16 protein-coding genes are annotated in these 14,677 nt (G+C 70.6%); 8 read left to right on the forward strand and 8 right to left on the reverse strand.

The window, feature by feature from the left end; translation table 11 throughout:
- The first annotated feature begins 45 nt into the window (after positions 1 to 45).
- The 3 genes from pheA (at position 46) to BMY97_RS26785 (ending at position 2,413) form a co-directional block, all read left to right on the forward strand.
- On the forward strand, positions 46 to 951 hold the full coding sequence (gene pheA / locus BMY97_RS26775) for a prephenate dehydratase (RefSeq protein WP_091621392.1): 906 nt from the start codon (positions 46 to 48) through the stop codon (positions 949 to 951).
- Complete coding sequence (locus BMY97_RS26780) at positions 948 to 1,565, forward strand: histidine phosphatase family protein (protein WP_091621395.1); 618 nt, start codon at positions 948 to 950, stop codon at positions 1,563 to 1,565. Before pheA ends, BMY97_RS26780 begins: the two co-directional genes overlap by 4 nt.
- Before the next feature lie 197 nt (positions 1,566 to 1,762).
- Entirely contained in the window at positions 1,763 to 2,413 is a 651-nt protein-coding gene (locus BMY97_RS26785) for a DUF4232 domain-containing protein (RefSeq protein ID WP_091621398.1), read from the forward strand.
- 3 nt (positions 2,414 to 2,416) lie between these two features.
- On the opposite strand, the gene BMY97_RS26790 is transcribed toward BMY97_RS26785, so the two are convergent.
- The 4 genes from BMY97_RS26790 to BMY97_RS26805 form a co-directional block, all read right to left on the reverse strand.
- Complete coding sequence (locus BMY97_RS26790) at positions 2,417 to 2,884, reverse strand: hypothetical protein (protein ID WP_091621401.1); 468 nt, start codon at positions 2,882 to 2,884, stop codon at positions 2,417 to 2,419.
- 56 nt (positions 2,885 to 2,940) lie between these two features.
- Positions 2,941 to 4,182, reverse strand: coding sequence for an MFS transporter (locus tag BMY97_RS26795; protein ID WP_091621403.1), 1,242 nt, complete (start codon positions 4,180 to 4,182; stop codon positions 2,941 to 2,943).
- Positions 4,183 to 4,341: 159 nt separating this feature from the next.
- A complete protein-coding gene (locus tag BMY97_RS26800; protein WP_091621406.1) occupies positions 4,342 to 4,692 on the reverse strand; it encodes a metallopeptidase family protein in 351 nt (116 codons plus the stop codon).
- Between the two features lie 3 nt (positions 4,693 to 4,695).
- On the reverse strand, positions 4,696 to 5,667 hold the full coding sequence (locus tag BMY97_RS26805) for a septum formation family protein (RefSeq protein WP_091621408.1): 972 nt from the start codon (positions 5,665 to 5,667) through the stop codon (positions 4,696 to 4,698).
- Positions 5,668 to 5,760: 93 nt separating this feature from the next.
- On the opposite strand from BMY97_RS26805, the gene BMY97_RS26810 reads away from it, so the two are divergent.
- The 4 genes from BMY97_RS26810 to BMY97_RS26825 all read left to right on the forward strand — a co-directional run bounded on the left by BMY97_RS26810 (position 5,761) and on the right by BMY97_RS26825 (position 9,012).
- Complete coding sequence (locus tag BMY97_RS26810; RefSeq protein ID WP_177231569.1) at positions 5,761 to 6,381, forward strand: hypothetical protein; 621 nt, start codon at positions 5,761 to 5,763, stop codon at positions 6,379 to 6,381.
- Positions 6,382 to 7,548, forward strand: a complete 1,167-nt coding sequence (locus BMY97_RS26815) for a glutathionylspermidine synthase family protein (protein ID WP_091621411.1) — start codon at positions 6,382 to 6,384, stop codon at positions 7,546 to 7,548.
- A 67-nt stretch (positions 7,549 to 7,615) separates the two neighbouring features.
- Positions 7,616 to 8,068 carry a DUF350 domain-containing protein gene (locus tag BMY97_RS26820; protein ID WP_091621414.1) on the forward strand — a complete coding sequence of 151 codons (453 nt, stop codon included), beginning with the start codon at positions 7,616 to 7,618 and terminating at the stop codon, positions 8,066 to 8,068.
- Between the two features lie 38 nt (positions 8,069 to 8,106).
- Positions 8,107 to 9,012: a haloalkane dehalogenase gene (locus tag BMY97_RS26825; protein ID WP_091621416.1), complete on the forward strand. Its 906-nt coding sequence runs from the start codon at positions 8,107 to 8,109 to the stop codon at positions 9,010 to 9,012.
- Position 9,013: 1 nt separating this feature from the next.
- Here BMY97_RS26825 and BMY97_RS26830 read toward each other — a convergent pair whose 3' ends face one another.
- Both BMY97_RS26830 and BMY97_RS26835 read right to left on the reverse strand, forming a co-directional pair.
- Positions 9,014 to 9,508 carry a polyketide cyclase gene (locus BMY97_RS26830; protein ID WP_091621419.1) on the reverse strand — a complete coding sequence of 165 codons (495 nt, stop codon included), beginning with the start codon at positions 9,506 to 9,508 and terminating at the stop codon, positions 9,014 to 9,016.
- Between the two features lie 235 nt (positions 9,509 to 9,743).
- Positions 9,744 to 11,036 (reverse strand): aspartate aminotransferase family protein, encoded by a 1,293-nt coding sequence (locus BMY97_RS26835; protein WP_091621422.1) that lies wholly within the window; start codon positions 11,034 to 11,036, stop codon positions 9,744 to 9,746.
- A gap of 155 nt (positions 11,037 to 11,191) precedes the next feature.
- Between BMY97_RS26835 and serS the strand changes: the two genes are divergently transcribed.
- Positions 11,192 to 12,463, forward strand: coding sequence for a serine--tRNA ligase (gene serS / locus BMY97_RS26840; RefSeq protein WP_091621425.1), 1,272 nt, complete (start codon positions 11,192 to 11,194; stop codon positions 12,461 to 12,463).
- Positions 12,464 to 12,476: 13 nt separating this feature from the next.
- Here the strand turns inward: serS and BMY97_RS26845 are convergent, their stop codons facing one another.
- Together BMY97_RS26845 and BMY97_RS26850 are read right to left on the reverse strand one after the other, a co-directional pair.
- On the reverse strand, positions 12,477 to 13,031 hold the full coding sequence (locus BMY97_RS26845; protein ID WP_091621428.1) for a nucleotidyltransferase domain-containing protein: 555 nt from the start codon (positions 13,029 to 13,031) through the stop codon (positions 12,477 to 12,479).
- Between the two features lie 65 nt (positions 13,032 to 13,096).
- Positions 13,097 to 14,581, reverse strand: coding sequence for an alpha/beta hydrolase (locus tag BMY97_RS26850; protein ID WP_091621430.1), 1,485 nt, complete (start codon positions 14,579 to 14,581; stop codon positions 13,097 to 13,099).
- Positions 14,582 to 14,677 lie beyond the last annotated feature (96 nt).

The raw sequence follows: 14,677 nt of genomic DNA on the forward strand, positions 1-14,677 counted from the left end.
TGTCCGAGTGAAAGTCGCCACGTGCGGGGTAAGTAGCCTGGCGAGGTGTTGCGGATCGCGTACTTCGGCCCCCAGGGCACCTTCACCGAACAGGCCGCCCGGGCGCTCGCGCCCGGCGAGGACCTGGCCCCCTACGAGACGGTCCGGCTCGCGCTCGCGGCCGTGCGCGAAGGCGCCGCGGACGCCGCGTGCGTGCCGATCGAGAACTCCGTCGAGGGCGTGGTGCCGACGACGCTCGACGGGCTCAGCGACGGCGAGCCGCTGGTCGCGGTGGCCGAGACGATCCTGCCCATCCACTTCAGCGTGCTGACCCGCCCGGGCGGGGGCGAGGTCAAGACCGTCGCCAGCCATCCGCACGCGCTCGCGCAGGTGCGCGACTGGGTGGAGGCGAACCTGCCGGGCGCCACGCCGGTGGCGTCGTCCTCCACCGCGGGCGCGGCCGTCGGCGTGGTCAACGGCGACTTCGACGCGGCCGTCTGCGCGCCGGTCGCCGCCGAGCACTACCCGCTGGAGGTGCTGGCCACGGGCGTCGCGGACGTCCACGACGCGCAGACGCGCTTCCTCATGGTCCGCCGCCCCGGCGAGCTGCCCGCCCCGACCGGCGCGGACCGGACTTCGATCGTCGCGGCGGCGGTGAACCGCACCGGCACGCTGGCCGAGCTGCTCGCGGAGCTGGCCGGCCGCAGCATCAACCTCACCCGCCTCGACGCGCGGCCCACGCGCAACAACTTCGGCGAGTACCGCTTTTTCATCGACTTCGAGGGGCACGTCGCCGAGCCCCGGATCGTCGACGCGATGGCCGCCCTGCGCCGCCGCTGTCACGTGCGGTTCCTCGGTTCGCACCCGCGTGCCGACGGGGTCGTGGCCACCATCGAGCCGGGGGCCGGCAACCAGGATTTCCTCGACGCGCAGGCCTGGGCCGACGCCGTGGTGAAGGGGGAAGGCGCGTGAGGCTGCTGCTGGTCCGCCACGGTCAGACGTCCGGGAACCTGCGGGGCGCGCTGGACACGGCGTTGCCCGGGCCGCCGCTCACCGAGCTGGGGCAGGAGCAGGCGCGGGCACTCGCCGAACGGCTGGGCGGCGAGCCGATCGTGGCCGTGTACGCCTCGCAGGCCACGCGCGCGCAGCAGACCGCCGCGCCGCTGGCCGAGGCGCTGGGCCTCGAGGTGCAGGTGATCGAGGGCGTCAAGGAGGTCGCCGCCGGAGACCTCGAGGACCACACCGGCCGCGAGTCGATCGAGATTTACATGAAAACCGTCCGCCGCTGGACGCTCGGCGAGCTGGACGCGCGGATCCCCGGCGGCGAGTCGGGCGCGGAGGTCCGGGCCCGCATGCTCCACGCGGCCGCCGAGCTGCGCGCGAAGCACGAGCACGACGGTCCGGACGCCACCGTCGTCCTGGTCAGCCACGGCGGGGCGATCCGGCTGGGCGCGGAGTGGCTCGCGTCGAACGTGCCGCCCGACCTCGCGAACAGCGCGCTGATCCCGAACACCGCCTTCGTCGACCTGCTCGCCGAGCCGGACGGCGGCTGGCGCTGCCTGAGCTGGGTCGACACGCCGCTGTAAGGACTCCACTCACGAGTCTTCACCGGGTGGGCCGCCATCAGGCGTTGTAAATTCGCTGTGTGTCGCCACGTTTTGTCGGAAAATCCCGCCCGGGTCGCCGCCCGCCAGGTGATGAATTCACGGTTCCGGCGCAACCCGGTGCTGTGACCGCACGTCCACTGAACAGTGGTTCACCCCAGCACAGGGAGGCGAGTGAGATGTTCAGTTTCAAGAAACCACGGGTTTCCCTGGTTTTCCTTTCCGCGGCAGGCGCGTCCGCCGCACTACTGCTTTCCGCCTGCGGTGGCGGCACGACGACCGCGTCCAGCACCACGTCGAGCCCCGCCCCGTCGTCGAGCGCTTCGCCCGCCGCCACGGCCAGTTCCAGTCCGTCCACTCCGGACAGCTCGGCCGGCACGGGAGCGCCGGCCCCGGCGGCGGGCAACGGCCTGTGCAAGGCCGGTGACGTCTCGCTTTCGCTTGGCCAGGGCGACTCGGGCGCCGGCTCCAGTTACCGGCCGCTGAACATCAAGAACACCAGCGGCAAGCCGTGCACCATCCAGGGTTTCCCCGGCGTCTCGTACGTCGGCGGCGACAACGGGCAGCAGGTCGGCCCGCCGGCGTTCCGCGCCGGCGAGAAGGGCGCGGCGGTCAAGCTGAACCCCGGCCAGTCCGCGGCGGCCGACATCCAGTTCGTCCAGGTGCGGAACTTCGACCCGGCGGTGTGCAAGCCGACCCCGGTCAAGGGCCTGCGGGTCTACCTGCCGCAGGAGACCGCGTCGAACTTCATCGCCGACCCGGGCACCGGCTGCGCGGGCGGCAACCTGCCCGGCAACCAGCTCAGCGTGAAGACGGTCCACCGCGCCTGAGGCTCAGCCGCGCGCGCAGAGCTGCTGCACGGTGACGATGGCGGCCTGCCCGGCGACACTGTCGAACCGGCTGGTCACCACCATCTGGTTCACCGTGCCGAGGCCCTGCGCCAGCGGCTGGTACCGGCCGTCGGCATCGGCGGCCGCCTGCGCGAGCTCGTAGGCGGCCGCGACCCGGTGGACGGAGTCGTCGGAGAGCCGGGTGAAGGCGGCGGCGCTGTGACCGCCGGTCGTGTCGGGCAGGTGGCCGGCCCGGTACAGGCTCTGGCAGGCCGCCAGCACATCGTCGTTCGCGCCGCCGCGCTGGCCGGACAGCGACCAGAGCAGGCCGAGCACACAGCAGCCGAGGACGAAGCCGGCGGTGGCGGCCAGCACCAGCGGCCGACGCGCCCGAGGCGCCTTCTCGTCGAGGTCGGGGTCACCGGTCTGTCTGTCGTCGTCCGGCAGCGGCGGGGTGTCGATTGTGGTCATCGCGTACCTCCGCACCGCCGGGTGATGTGCTATTCCAGCACCAAAGCCGGGCGGATTCACTGGTCGAGCGGCAGAACTGGCCGTGATGAGGCCGTTTTGTCATCGATGGGGAACCGCCGGAGCGAAGCCGCTGCGAAAACCGTGACCGCCAGCAGCGCGACGCCCGACGCGGTGAACGTCCGTCCCGCCGAGCCGAGCGCCTCCGTGAGCAGGCCGCCGAGCAGGGCGCCGACCGGGATCACGCCCCAGACGACCGTCCGCCACACCCCGAGCACGCGACCCAGCAGCTCGCCGGGGACCAGCGTGTGGCGAACCGTCGCGAGCACGACGTTCACCGCCACGATCGCGGCCGCGAACAGCCCGAACAGCAGCGCGGCGGCGACCGGCTGCCGCGTCAGCCCCATTCCGCCGAAGCCCGCGGCGCAGCACAGGACCCCGCTGACCAGCACCGCCCGCCGGCTGAAGCGGCGGACCAGCCTCGGGGCGAAGGCGGCCCCGGCCAGCCCGCCGATGCCGCCGACGAAGGCGAACAGGCCGAAGGTCGCGTCGGACAGCTTGAGGTCGTCGAGCGCGTAGAGCACCAGCTGGGCCTGCGCCAGTTCGCTGAGCAGGCTGAGCAGCCCGGCGACGGCGAGCAGCCGCACCATCAGCGGGCTTCGGCGCAGCCAGCGGACGCCGTCCGCGAGGTCGCTGCGGAAGCGCGTCGGCTCGGCCTGCTTCGGCCGGTAAGTGCCGCCGAGGCCGAGCAGCACGGCGGCGGCGATCGCGAAGCCGGCCGAGTTGAGCAGGAACGGGAAGGTGGCGAACAGCGCGAAGGCGGTGCTGCCGACCGGTCCGCCGAGGAACGTCTGGCCGACGATCTCGCAGGCCTGGAGCTTGCTGTTGGCGCCTTCCAGATCGTGCTCGCCGACGACGGCGGGGATGAGCGCGTTCGCCGCGCTGTCGGCGACCGTCTCGGCCGTCCCGATGAGCAGGGCGGCGACGTAGACCAGCCAGATGCTCACCGTGCCCGCCGCGACGAGCACCGCGACCGAGCCGCCGATCGCCGCGCGCGCGACGTTCGCGAGCACCATCGCCCGCCGCCGGTCCACGCGGTCCACCAGCGCCCCCGCGATCACGGCGAACAGCAGCCACGGCAGGAACTGCACGGCCGCCAGCCCGGCGATCAGCACCGGGTCGTGCGTCAGCGTGGTGGCGAGCAGGGGGAACGCGACCTTGCCGACGCCGTCGCCGAGGTTGGACACCGCGCTCGACGACAGCAGCCACCGCAGCCGGTTGTCAGCGCGTGTTCGACCCACGGCGATCCCTCACTGGAGTCAGGTCCTGACTGTTGGTGAGAGTGTAAGTCGACTGTCACCATTCAGTGATCGACTAGTCACGATTGGTGACAGATCGGCGCTGGGACGGTCACGAGCTGCCGGAAACGGGAAATCCCGCGTTCCGAAAATGCGGTTTCCTCAGCCCCAGCCGAGGTCGTGCAGGCGCTCGTCGTCGATGCCGAAGTGGTGGCCCAGCTCGTGCATCACGGTGATCAGGACCTCCTCGACGACCTGGGCCTCGGTGTCGCACATGCCCAGGATCGGCCGGCGGTAGATGGAGATGCGGTCCGGGAGGACGCCGCCGTAGTCGGAGGTGCGCTCGGTCAGCGCGATGCCGTGGTAGAGCCCGAGGATGCCCGGCGACTCGGTGTTGTCCTCCTCGACCAGCACGACCACGTTGTCCATCGCCTCGGCGAACTGGGCGGGCACCTGGTCCAGCGCCTCCGAGACCAGCTCCTCGAAGCGGGCCCGGGTCATCTCGACGGGCACGGGTCAGCCGCCGCCGGAGGAGCTGGGCGGCGCCGACGACGAGGCCGGCGCCTTCGAGGTGTCCTTGACGCTGCCGGTCACGGCCTGGAACCCGCTGTTGTCGGCCAGGGTGGCCGCGGCCTTGCAGTTCACCTTCGTGGACCCGGCGTCCCAGCTCTCCTGCTCACGCAGGTCCCAGCCCAGGATCAGCTTCTTCTGGCTGAGGTCGGCGCCGCCGGTGTAGGTCTTCGCGGCGTCGGCGCACGCGGTGTCGAGCCAGGCGCTCTGGTCCTTCTGGCTCGGGTAGCCGTCCTTGAACTTCGAGGCCAGGTCCAGCGTCGCGATGATCTCGTACGAGTGCGGCCGGCCGCAGTCGATCGGGTCGCCGATGCCCTTGCCGGCCAGCGCCAGGCAGGTGCCCGGCGCCCAGACCAGCGACTGGTCCTGGTCCTTGGCCGCCCCGGTGGTCGGCTGGAGGCCGCCGCCCGGGCCCGCCCACTGCAGGCCGCAGCGCAGCTGGCGGTCGCCGTTGCCCCACTGGTCCGCGGTCGGGCGCAGCAGGTTCGTGGTGAGCTTGCCGTACGGGTCGAGCGCGTGGCCGAGGTACGGGCGGACGTCGGCGTTGCACTTGTCCTGCGCGATCTGCTGCCACTGGTCGAGGTTCGGGAACGGCGCCTGGGCGTTGAACTGCGCGCCGATGTCGACCGAGCTCGTCACCTCGAACAGGTGCGGCTGGGTGCAGAGCACCTTGTGCGCGTCCGACGCGTCGGCCGCGGCCCAGGTCAGGCAGCTGCCGGGCGCCGCGTGGAAGGCCTCCTGGGCGGCGGCGTTGAGCTTGCCCTCGCCCCCGCCGGACCCCCCGGCGAGGCCGTCGCTCCAGGAGAACGTGACACTGAGGGCGAGCGCGATGATGGCGCCCAGGAACACCCCGGCCATGACCACACGGGTGCTCAGGGTCTGCAGGGGCGGACGGAACCGCTGGGCGTCGGGAGGCATCGATACCCATGATGCCCGCGCCGCACGAGCCGTGCGCGATCCGGGTCGATAGTCTGGACATGGTTTCGCGGTGCGGGGGATTACGGAGCGCAGATGACGCAGGACGACAACGTGGGGCAGCAGCCGCCCGAAGAGCCGGCCCAGCGCGGTTCGATGAGGTTCCAGGACGGGAGCACGCAGCCGCGTGAGCCGTCGCTGGCCGAGCAGCGTGCCCGTCGGCAGGCCATCGCCGACCAGGAGCGCGAGGAACAGGAAGCGCAGGCCGCGGCCTTGGTCGCCGGCCGCAAGGCGGCGACCAAGCGCAAGATCCTGATCGGCAGCGGCGTCGTCGTCGGCCTGGCCGGGCTCGTCGGCACCTTCTACACGGTCGCGAGGCCGACCAACACGACGGCGGTCTGCACCGACGCCAGCGGAGTGGTCCAGCCGGACGAGAACTGCGACGAGAGTTACGTCAGCAGCCACCACGGCTACTCCAGCGGCGGATTCTGGTTCATCCCGTTGCCCGGCGGCGGCTTCTCCCAGTACCGATACAACTACGGCGGCACCGGCAACATCGGCCAGCGCGTCTCCGGCGGCTCGTTCAGCGCGCCGTCCGGGAACACCAACGTCTCCACCAAGTCGGGCAAGTCCGTGCAGCGCGGCGGGTTCGGCATCAGCGGCAAGAGCGGGACGTCCGGCGGCACGGGCGGCACCGGCAAGAGCGGGGGCTCGTAGGTGTACCGGGATCGCAGCGAACCGCGCCGGGACTGGCAGCGGACCGTCGAGGACCAGGGACTGGTCTACGGCACCCCGGCCAGGGACGGCGCCGGCAAGGCGCGCCCGTACTGGGACGAGTCCGTGCACTACGTGTTCAGCATGGACGAGGTCCTCTCGCTGGAGGCCGACGTCGAGCTGCTGCACTCCATGTGCCTGGAGGCCGTGGACAACGTCGTGACCACCGAGGGCTACCGGCGGTTCGGCATCCCGGAGTGGGTCTGGCCCCACATCGCCGAGTCGTGGAAGCGGCAGGACCCGCACGTGTACGGCCGTTTCGACCTGCGTTACGACGGCAAGTCGCCGGCCAAGATGCTGGAGTACAACGCGGACACGCCGACCACGCTGCTCGAGGCTTCGGTGCTCCAGTGGCACTGGAAGACGGACGTGTTCGAGGGCGACGACCAGTGGAACTCCATCCACGAGAAGCTGGTCGAGCGCTGGCGGGAGATCGGCGACAAGCTGCCGTCGAACGAGCTGCACTTCACCTGGTCCTCGGCCGATCCGAGCGGCGAAGACCACGTCACCACCGCGTACCTCCAGGAGACCGCCGCCGAGGCCGGGCTCGACACCGTGGGCCTGGCGATCGAGGAGATCGGCTGGGACCCGGTGCTCAAGCGCTTCGTGGACCTCGCCGAGGCGCCGATGTCCACGGTCGTGAAGCTCTACCCGTGGGAATGGGTGGTCGACGAGGAGTTCGGCCGCTTCGCCGTGGAGACGATGCCGCGCACGCTGTGGGTCGAGCCGCTGTGGAAGATGCTGCTGTCGAACAAGGCGCTGCTGGCGGTCCTGTGGGAGAACTACCCCGGGCACCCGAACCTGCTGCCCGCGTTCACCGACGACCCCGGCCTGCTCACGGAGTACGTGCGCAAGCCGAAGCTGGGCCGTGAGGGCGCGAACGTGCAGATCGTCGCCACCGGCTACGAGACCCAGACCGACGGCGTCTACGGCGCCGAAGGCTACGTCTACCAGGCGTTCGACCCGCTGCCGGAGTTCGACGGCTACCGGCCGGCGCTGGGCGCGTGGATCGTCGGGGACGCCTCGGCCGGGCTGGGCATCCGCGAGACCAGCGGACTGGTGACGGACGACGGTGCGGCATTTGTCCCGCACCGCATCCCCGAGTCGTGATAAAACCCTCCCTGATCCGCTTTTCGCCTGATCCGCACGAATCGTTCTGATCGTTCTGGGAGACGTTGTGACCTCGACCCTTGCGCTGTCCGACACGTTCGGCTCCGACCTCGTGCGGGGGATCGGCGCGATCCTGTTGTACGGCGTCGTCGGCCTGCTGCTGATGTTCGCCGGCTTCTACGCGATCGACTGGACCACCCCGGGCAAGCTGTCGCAGCTGGTCACGCGCGGCCTGCCGAACGCGGTGATCGTGACCGCGTCCGGGCTGCTGTCGATGGCGTTCATCGTGGTGGTGGCGATCTTCAACTCCGCCAGCGACCTCACCGGTGGCCTGATCACCTCGCTGGTCTACGGCCTGATCGGCATCGTCGTCCAGGTGGTCGGCGTGCGGCTGCTGGAGTGGGCCACGCGGATCGACGTGGGCTCCACCATCGAGAGCGAGGAGTTCGCCCCTGCGAGCATCGTGGTGGCGGCCGCGCACCTCGGCCTCGGCCTCGTGGTCGCGGTCAGTATTTCCTGAGCGTGGCCGGGCGGTCCGGTTCCCACTAGCGTGGACCTGTGCGACTGCTCAGGACACCGGAAGACCGGTTCACGGACCTGCCCGAGTTCCCCTACGAGCCGCAGTACACCGAGCTGGCCGATCCGCACGGCGGGCTGATCAGAGTGGGCTACGTCGAGGCGGGACCCGTCGACGGCCCGCCGGTGCTCCTCCTGCACGGCGAGCCGAGCTGGTCGTACCTGTACCGGAAGATGCTGCCGGTGCTGGCCGACGCCGGGCTGCGCGCGATCGCGCCGGACCTGGTCGGCTTCGGCCGGTCGGACAAGCCCGGTGACATCGTTGACCACAGCTACGCGCGGCACGTCGGCTGGATGCGGGCGTTCGCGTTCGACGCGCTGGACCTGCACGGCGTCACGCTCGTCGGGCAGGACTGGGGCGGGCTGATCGGCCTGCGGCTGCTGGCCGAGCACCCGGACCGGTTCGCCGGGTTCGTCGCGGCGAACACCGGCCTGCCCACGGGGGACACGGACATGCCGGAGGTGTGGCATTCGTTCCGGCAGGCCGTGGAGAACGCGCAGGTCTTCGACACCGGCCGGTTCATCCAGTCCGGCGCCCGCACGAAGCTGACGGACGAGGTGAAGGCCGCCTACGACGCGCCGTTCCCGAACGAGATGTACAAGGCGGGCCCGCGCGCGATGCCCGGGCTGGTGCCGACCCGTCCGGACGACCCGGCGTCGGCGGCCAACCGCGCGGCTTGGCAGAAGCTGACCGAGCTGGATGTGCCGTTCCTGTGCGCGTTTTCCGACTCGGACCCGATCACCGGCGCGATGGCGCCGATCCTGCAGCGCGCCATGCCGGGCGCCGCGGGGCTGGCGCATCCGACGATTGCCGGGGCCGGGCACTTCCTGCAGGAGGACGCGGGGGAGGAGCTGGCTGCGCACGTGGCTCGGTTCGTGCGGCGGTGAGTTAGTGGCGCTCGGCGAGCCGCTTGAAGTTCAGCAGCTGCCGCCGCGCCATGACCAGATCGCCGACCGAGATGACGAGTGCCGCCCCACTGCTGGTGCGCGCGGCGACCTTGAGCAGCAGACGGGTCGTGCCGTGCTCCTGCGGCACGAGGACGTACGACATGAAGACACCGGCGATCCTGCCCGTCAGCTGTTTGCCCGGCTCCACCGAGACGATCCGCCCCAGCCGACGCCCGGCCGCGGTGGTGAACCGCTCCCCTGCCTGCGGCTCGGGAAGCCTCAGCAGCGCGCGGGGCGAGCGGCGGCCGAGGTTGTCGATCCAGTCGTAGGAATACGGGGCGAGCCGCACCTGCGTGACCCACGGCCAGACTGCTTCGGCCGGCGCCCGGACATCCACGCCGCGCCACGCCTGCAGCGTGGGCGAGGTGACGAAGTCGTCGCATGGGTAGGCGCGCGCGACCTCGCTATCGCTGACACCCCAACGGTCACCGATCATCGATCCTCCGCCTGCGGCTCGGGGACGTTGTTCGCGGTGGTGGGTGGCTCTTGGTGCTGAGCAGCCCCCGTTTTCCACGTTACCGGGGCGGGACAGTGGCACTGGGGTTTGGCGCTGCGGCGCTGGATCGGCACAGCTGCGCCGGGGTTGGGATACCGGCGCCGGGGTTGGCGCAGCGGCGTCGGGTCGGGACAGCTGCGCGGGGCTGGCCAAGGGCGCCCCGTTAGGGCCGGGGTCAGGTGAGGGCGGCGTGGGTGGCGGCCAGTGCGTCGACCAGGATGTCGAGGCCTTCCTGGGCTTCGGCTTCGGTGAGGGTCATCGGGGGGCCGATGCGCAGGACGTTGCCGTGCAGGCCGCCCTTGCCGATGAGGAGGCCGCGGTTGCGGGTTTCCTCCAGCATTCGCGCCGCGGCGCGCACGCTGGGGGTGGTGGTGCCTGGCTCGACCAGTTCGACGCCGATCATCAGGCCCTTGCCGCGGACCTCGCCGACTACCGGGTTCGCCACGGCGCGCAGGCCGGACAGCAGCTGGTTGCCGCGGGCCGTGCAGTTGGCCTGGAGGTCGTGGTCGCTGATGTAGTCGAGTACCGCGGTCGCGCCCACCATCGAGACCGGGTTGCCGCCGAAGGTCGAGAACGATTGGGCCTGGAAGCAGTCCAGCACGGCGGCGCGGCCCACCACGCCGCCGATCGCGAGGCCGTTGCCGAGGCCCTTGGCGAACGTCATCATGTCCGGCACCACGTCGTGCGCCTGGATGCCCCAGAAGTGCTCGCCGGTGCGACCCCAGCCGGTCTGGACCTCGTCGGAGACGAAGAGGATTCCGTACGCGTCAAGCACTTCCTTCATGGCCTTGAACAGTCCGTCCGGGGGCAGGCTGAACCCGCCGACGCCCTGGATCGGCTCGGCGATCAGGCACGCGACGTCACCCGAGGTGGCGATCTGCAGAACATCGACGAGATCGGCCACGCACGCGTCGATGTAGGCGGAATCGGAGAGATCCCTGAACGGGCTGCGGTAGCGGTAGCCGCCGTGCACGTAGTTCACCTTGACCGGGCTCAACGCCGAAGCCGACCAGCCCCGGTTGCCGGTGATCGCGACGGTGCCGAACGAACGGCCGTGATACGAGTTGCGCAGCGCCAGCACCTGGTTGCTGCGGCGGTACTGCGTGGCCAGCATCAGCGCGGTGTCGTTGGCCTCGCTGCCGGTGCTGGTGAAGAACACCTTCGCGTCGGGGATGCCCGAGAGCTTCGCGATCCGCTCGGCCAGCTCCACCTGCGAGCGGATCAGGTACAGCGTGGACGTGTGCAGCACGCCGGTGTCGAGCTGCTTGCGCACGGCGTCACCGATTTCGGCGACGTCGTAGCCGATCGAATTAGTCAGCACGCCGGCGAAGAAGTCGAGGTAGGTGCGGCCGTTGGAGTCGGTTATCCGGCGGTCCTGCGCGTGCACGATCTCGAGCGGCTCTTCGTACAGCAGCGACATCCACGACGGCAGTACCGCCTGGTGGCGCGCGAGCAGGTCGTCGGTCATGTCGTTCTCTCCGTCCGTTTCGGCCTGTGGCGAGTATGGGGAGCCGGGGAAACGGGCGACAACGATCAGACTGTCGGCTTGTGCCGAGGCACCCGCACAGTCTGTACGGGAAACTGCGTCGAAGGCCCAGCTGGCCTGCGACTACCCTCATCCCCGTGATTGATCCCAGGACTCTGCGTGAAGACCCGGAAGGCGTGCGCGCGTCGCAGCGTGCCCGTGGTGAGGACGAAGGGGTGGTCGACAAGCTGCTCGGCTTCGACTCCCGGCGCCGCTCCGCGATCGCGAGCGCCGACAAGCTGCGGGCCGAGCAGAAGTCCGTGAGCAAGCTCGTGCCGAAGGCGCCGCCGGAGGAGAAGGCCGAGCTGCTGACCCGCGCGAAGGAGCTTTCGGCCCAGGTGAAGGCCGCCGAGGTCGAGCAGAACGAGGCGTCGGAGGAGTTCGACCAGCTCTTCCGCACCGTGGCGAACCTGGTGCACCCGGACGCGCCGATCGGCGGCGAGGACGACTTCACCGTGCTGAAGACCGTCGGCGAGCCGCGGAAGTTCGACTTCACCCCGCTGGACCACCTCGAGCTGATGGAGGGGCTCGGCGCGGTCGACATGGAGCGCGGCGCGAAGGTGTCGGGCTCGCGGTTCTACTTCCTCTCGGGCGTCGGCGCGCAGCTGCAGCTCGGGCTGCTGAACATGGCCATCGCGCAGGCGCTGGAAAACGGCTTCACGCCGATGATCACGCCCTCGCTGGTGCGCCCGGAGATCATGGCCGGCACCGGTTTCCTCGGCGCGCACGCGTCGGAGGTCTACCGCCTGCGCGACGACGACCTGTACCTCGTGGGCACGTCGGAGGTCCCGCTCGCGGGCTTCCACTCCGACGAGATCCTCGACCTCGGCGACGGCGCGCGCCGCTACGCCGGCTGGTCGTCCTGCTACCGGCGCGAGGCCGGCTCGTACGGCAAGGACACCCGCGGCATCATCCGCGTGCACCAGTTCGACAAGGTGGAGATGTTCGTCTACACCAAGCCGGAGGACGCGGAGGCCGAGCACGCCCGGCTGCTCGGCTGGGAGGAGCAGATGCTGGCCAAGATCGACGTCCCGTACCGGGTCATCGACACGGCCACCGGCGACCTCGGCACGTCGGCCCACCGCAAGTTCGACTGCGAGGCCTGGGTCCCGACGCAGGAGACCTACCGCGAGCTGACGTCCACCTCGAACTGCACCACGTTCCAGGCCCGCCGCCTCTCCGTCCGCTACCGCGGCGAGAACGGCAAGCCCCAGATCGCGGCGACGCTGAACGGCACCCTCGCGACCACCCGCTGGATCGTGGCGATCATGGAGAACCACCAGCAGCCCGACGGTTCCGTGCTGGTGCCCGAGGCGCTGCGCCCGTTCGTCGGCGGGCGTGAGGTGCTGGAGCCGGTCAAGAAGCGCTGACTCGCTTGTGGCTCTAGCCGAGCGCGCGGCGAAGGGCGGCCGCGCGCTCGGCATCGTGGTGGCCGGCGACGGTCAGGTAGTGCCGGAGCAGGACCTGCCGAGACCGCCCGCCGGCGATTGCCGAACGGGCGTGCACCTCGTAGAGCCACGCCAGGCCGATCACCTGCGCGCTGTCGGGTGCCGATGGGCTCGTCGACTCGTTGGCCTGACCGAAGACGAGCCGGAAGCCGGTTTCGGTGGCGCGGAACAGATCGCGTGGCCAGAAGGAGAGATCGACCTGCAACGCCGAGTCGAGCAGGAAGACCCGGTAGCGAACGCCTTCGTTCGAGATCACGTCGAGAGTGTCGGCGACGCCGAACTGGTCGTCGAGCGAGCGAGTCCACCGCGCGACGACCGAGGGCTCGTCCGCATCGTCGGCGAGTTGGAGGACGAGATCGATGTCCGACCACCGGTCCTCGACGCCGCGAGCGGCCGAGCCGACCAGGGCGGCACCGACGATGTCCGCGTCCCGGCGGGCCGCGGCGATCAGCTCGGCACGGACCTGAGTGCGTTCGGCGATCTCGAACATCAGGCCTCCTCTTGGCCTCGGACATCAGCGGTATAACTATACCGCTGATGTCCGAGGCGCTGTGCCTACTCGGCCGCGCAGAACTCGTCGTGGGCCGGCAGCCGGCCGTTGGCGAGGTAGCCGGTCACGGCGTCACTGGCGCAGGTGTTGGCCTGCCCGACCAGATAGACGCCGTGCCCGCCGCCGTCGACGGTGACCATGCGGGCCCGGTTGCCGAAGGCCGCGCGGGTCTTCAGCGCCCCGGCCAGCGGGGTGGCCGGATCGCGCAGGTTCTGCATCATCAGCACGTTCGACGGGCCGTCGCCGGTGATCCGCACCTTCGGCTCGACCGGCTTCGACGGCCAGTAGGCGCACGGCCCGACGTTGGACCCGGCCGCGCCGAACATCGGGTAGCGCGCCCGGTCGACGGCGACGTTGAGCTGGTAGCCGGGCAACGACGTCGGCCAGCTGGAATCACCGCAGGTCACGTAGAAAAAGCTGGAAATGGTGTTGTTGTTGTCCGCGGCCGGCGCGTCGTTCGACTGCTTCGCCGCCGCCGCCGGTGGCTGGCTCGGATCGACCCCCACCAGGAAGTTCACCATCTTGGGGAAGGCCTTGTTGTTGTACAGCAGGCTGAAGCTGACCAATCGGAAGGCCGCCCCGTCCAGCCCGGGCACCGGATGGCGGTCGTACAGGTCCGCCAGCTGGTTGAACTTCGCGGTCACCTGGGCCGGCGTGGTGCCGAGCGGGTGGCCGGGCTGCGCGGCGGCGTACTCGGCGAAGTCGGGGAACCGCTCCTGGAAACCGGGGCCCCACAGGCGCATGGCGTCGTAGTCCAGGCCGCCCGGGCCGAGGCTGCTGTCCAGGATGATCCGGTCGCTGCGCTGGGGGAACAGCGTGGTGTAGACCGCGCCCAGGTAGGTGCCGTAGGAGTAGCCGTCGTAGGAGATCTTCGGCTCGCCCAGCGCCTCGCGGATCTGGTCCATGTCGCGCGCGGTGTTCGCCGTCGTCACGTACGGGAGCATCCAGGCCGAGGACGAGGTCGCGCACTGCCGCGCGACGGCCTTGGCCGCTTCGGACTGCTTGACGACGTCCGCCGCATCGCGCGCGTACGGCGGGATGTTCCCCCTTACCTGCTGCTCCTGGGTCAGGTCGCAGGTCACCGGGGTGCTGTGGCCGACCCCGCGCGGGTCGAACCCGATGATGTCGTACGAGTCGAGCACGCTCTGCGGCAGCTTCGCGCCGCCGCCCGGGCCGTCGCGCAGGTCGGCGGGCCAGCGCAGCCCGGTCTCGCCCGGCCCGCCCTGGTTGACCAGCAGCACGCCTCGGCGTTTCGCCGGATTCTGGCTCGCCAAACGGGAAATCGCGACCTCGATCTTCCGTCCGTCCGGCCGGCGGTAGTCGAGCGGAACCTCGATGGTCGAGCACTGCAGACCGGGTTTGGTGACATCGGCGGGGCACGCGCCCCACTGCACCGACGCCCCGGACGCTGCCGTGGCGGCGTCGGCCACACCGGCCGTGGCCGACACCACCGCCATCGCCGCGAGCGCCATGGACAGAACTGTTCGCAAGGGAATCTCCTCCTCGGATCCGGGCCTGGCTCCACCAGACCACTGCGGAACCGGGCCGTCCCGTGCCATCTGTCACGGGACGTGATCCGCGGCGGC

The organism is Amycolatopsis saalfeldensis, assembly GCF_900110575.1.
GTDB classification, from domain to species: domain Bacteria; phylum Actinomycetota; class Actinomycetes; order Mycobacteriales; family Pseudonocardiaceae; genus Amycolatopsis; species Amycolatopsis saalfeldensis.

Coding starts and splice junctions, on each gene's coding strand:
- BMY97_RS26785 (WP_091621398.1), top strand. CDS start 1,763: ATGTTCAGTTTCAAGAAACCACGGGTTTCCCTGGTTTTCCTTTCCGCG.
- BMY97_RS26845 (WP_091621428.1), bottom strand. CDS start 13,031: ATGTTCGAGATCGCCGAACGCACTCAGGTCCGTGCCGAGCTGATCGCC.
- BMY97_RS26805 (WP_091621408.1), bottom strand. CDS start 5,667: ATGCCTCCCGACGCCCAGCGGTTCCGTCCGCCCCTGCAGACCCTGAGC.
- BMY97_RS26810 (WP_177231569.1), top strand. CDS start 5,761: ATGACGCAGGACGACAACGTGGGGCAGCAGCCGCCCGAAGAGCCGGCC.
- BMY97_RS26830 (WP_091621419.1), bottom strand. CDS start 9,508: ATGATCGGTGACCGTTGGGGTGTCAGCGATAGCGAGGTCGCGCGCGCC.
- BMY97_RS26835 (WP_091621422.1), bottom strand. CDS start 11,036: ATGACCGACGACCTGCTCGCGCGCCACCAGGCGGTACTGCCGTCGTGG.
- BMY97_RS26790 (WP_091621401.1), bottom strand. CDS start 2,884: ATGACCACAATCGACACCCCGCCGCTGCCGGACGACGACAGACAGACC.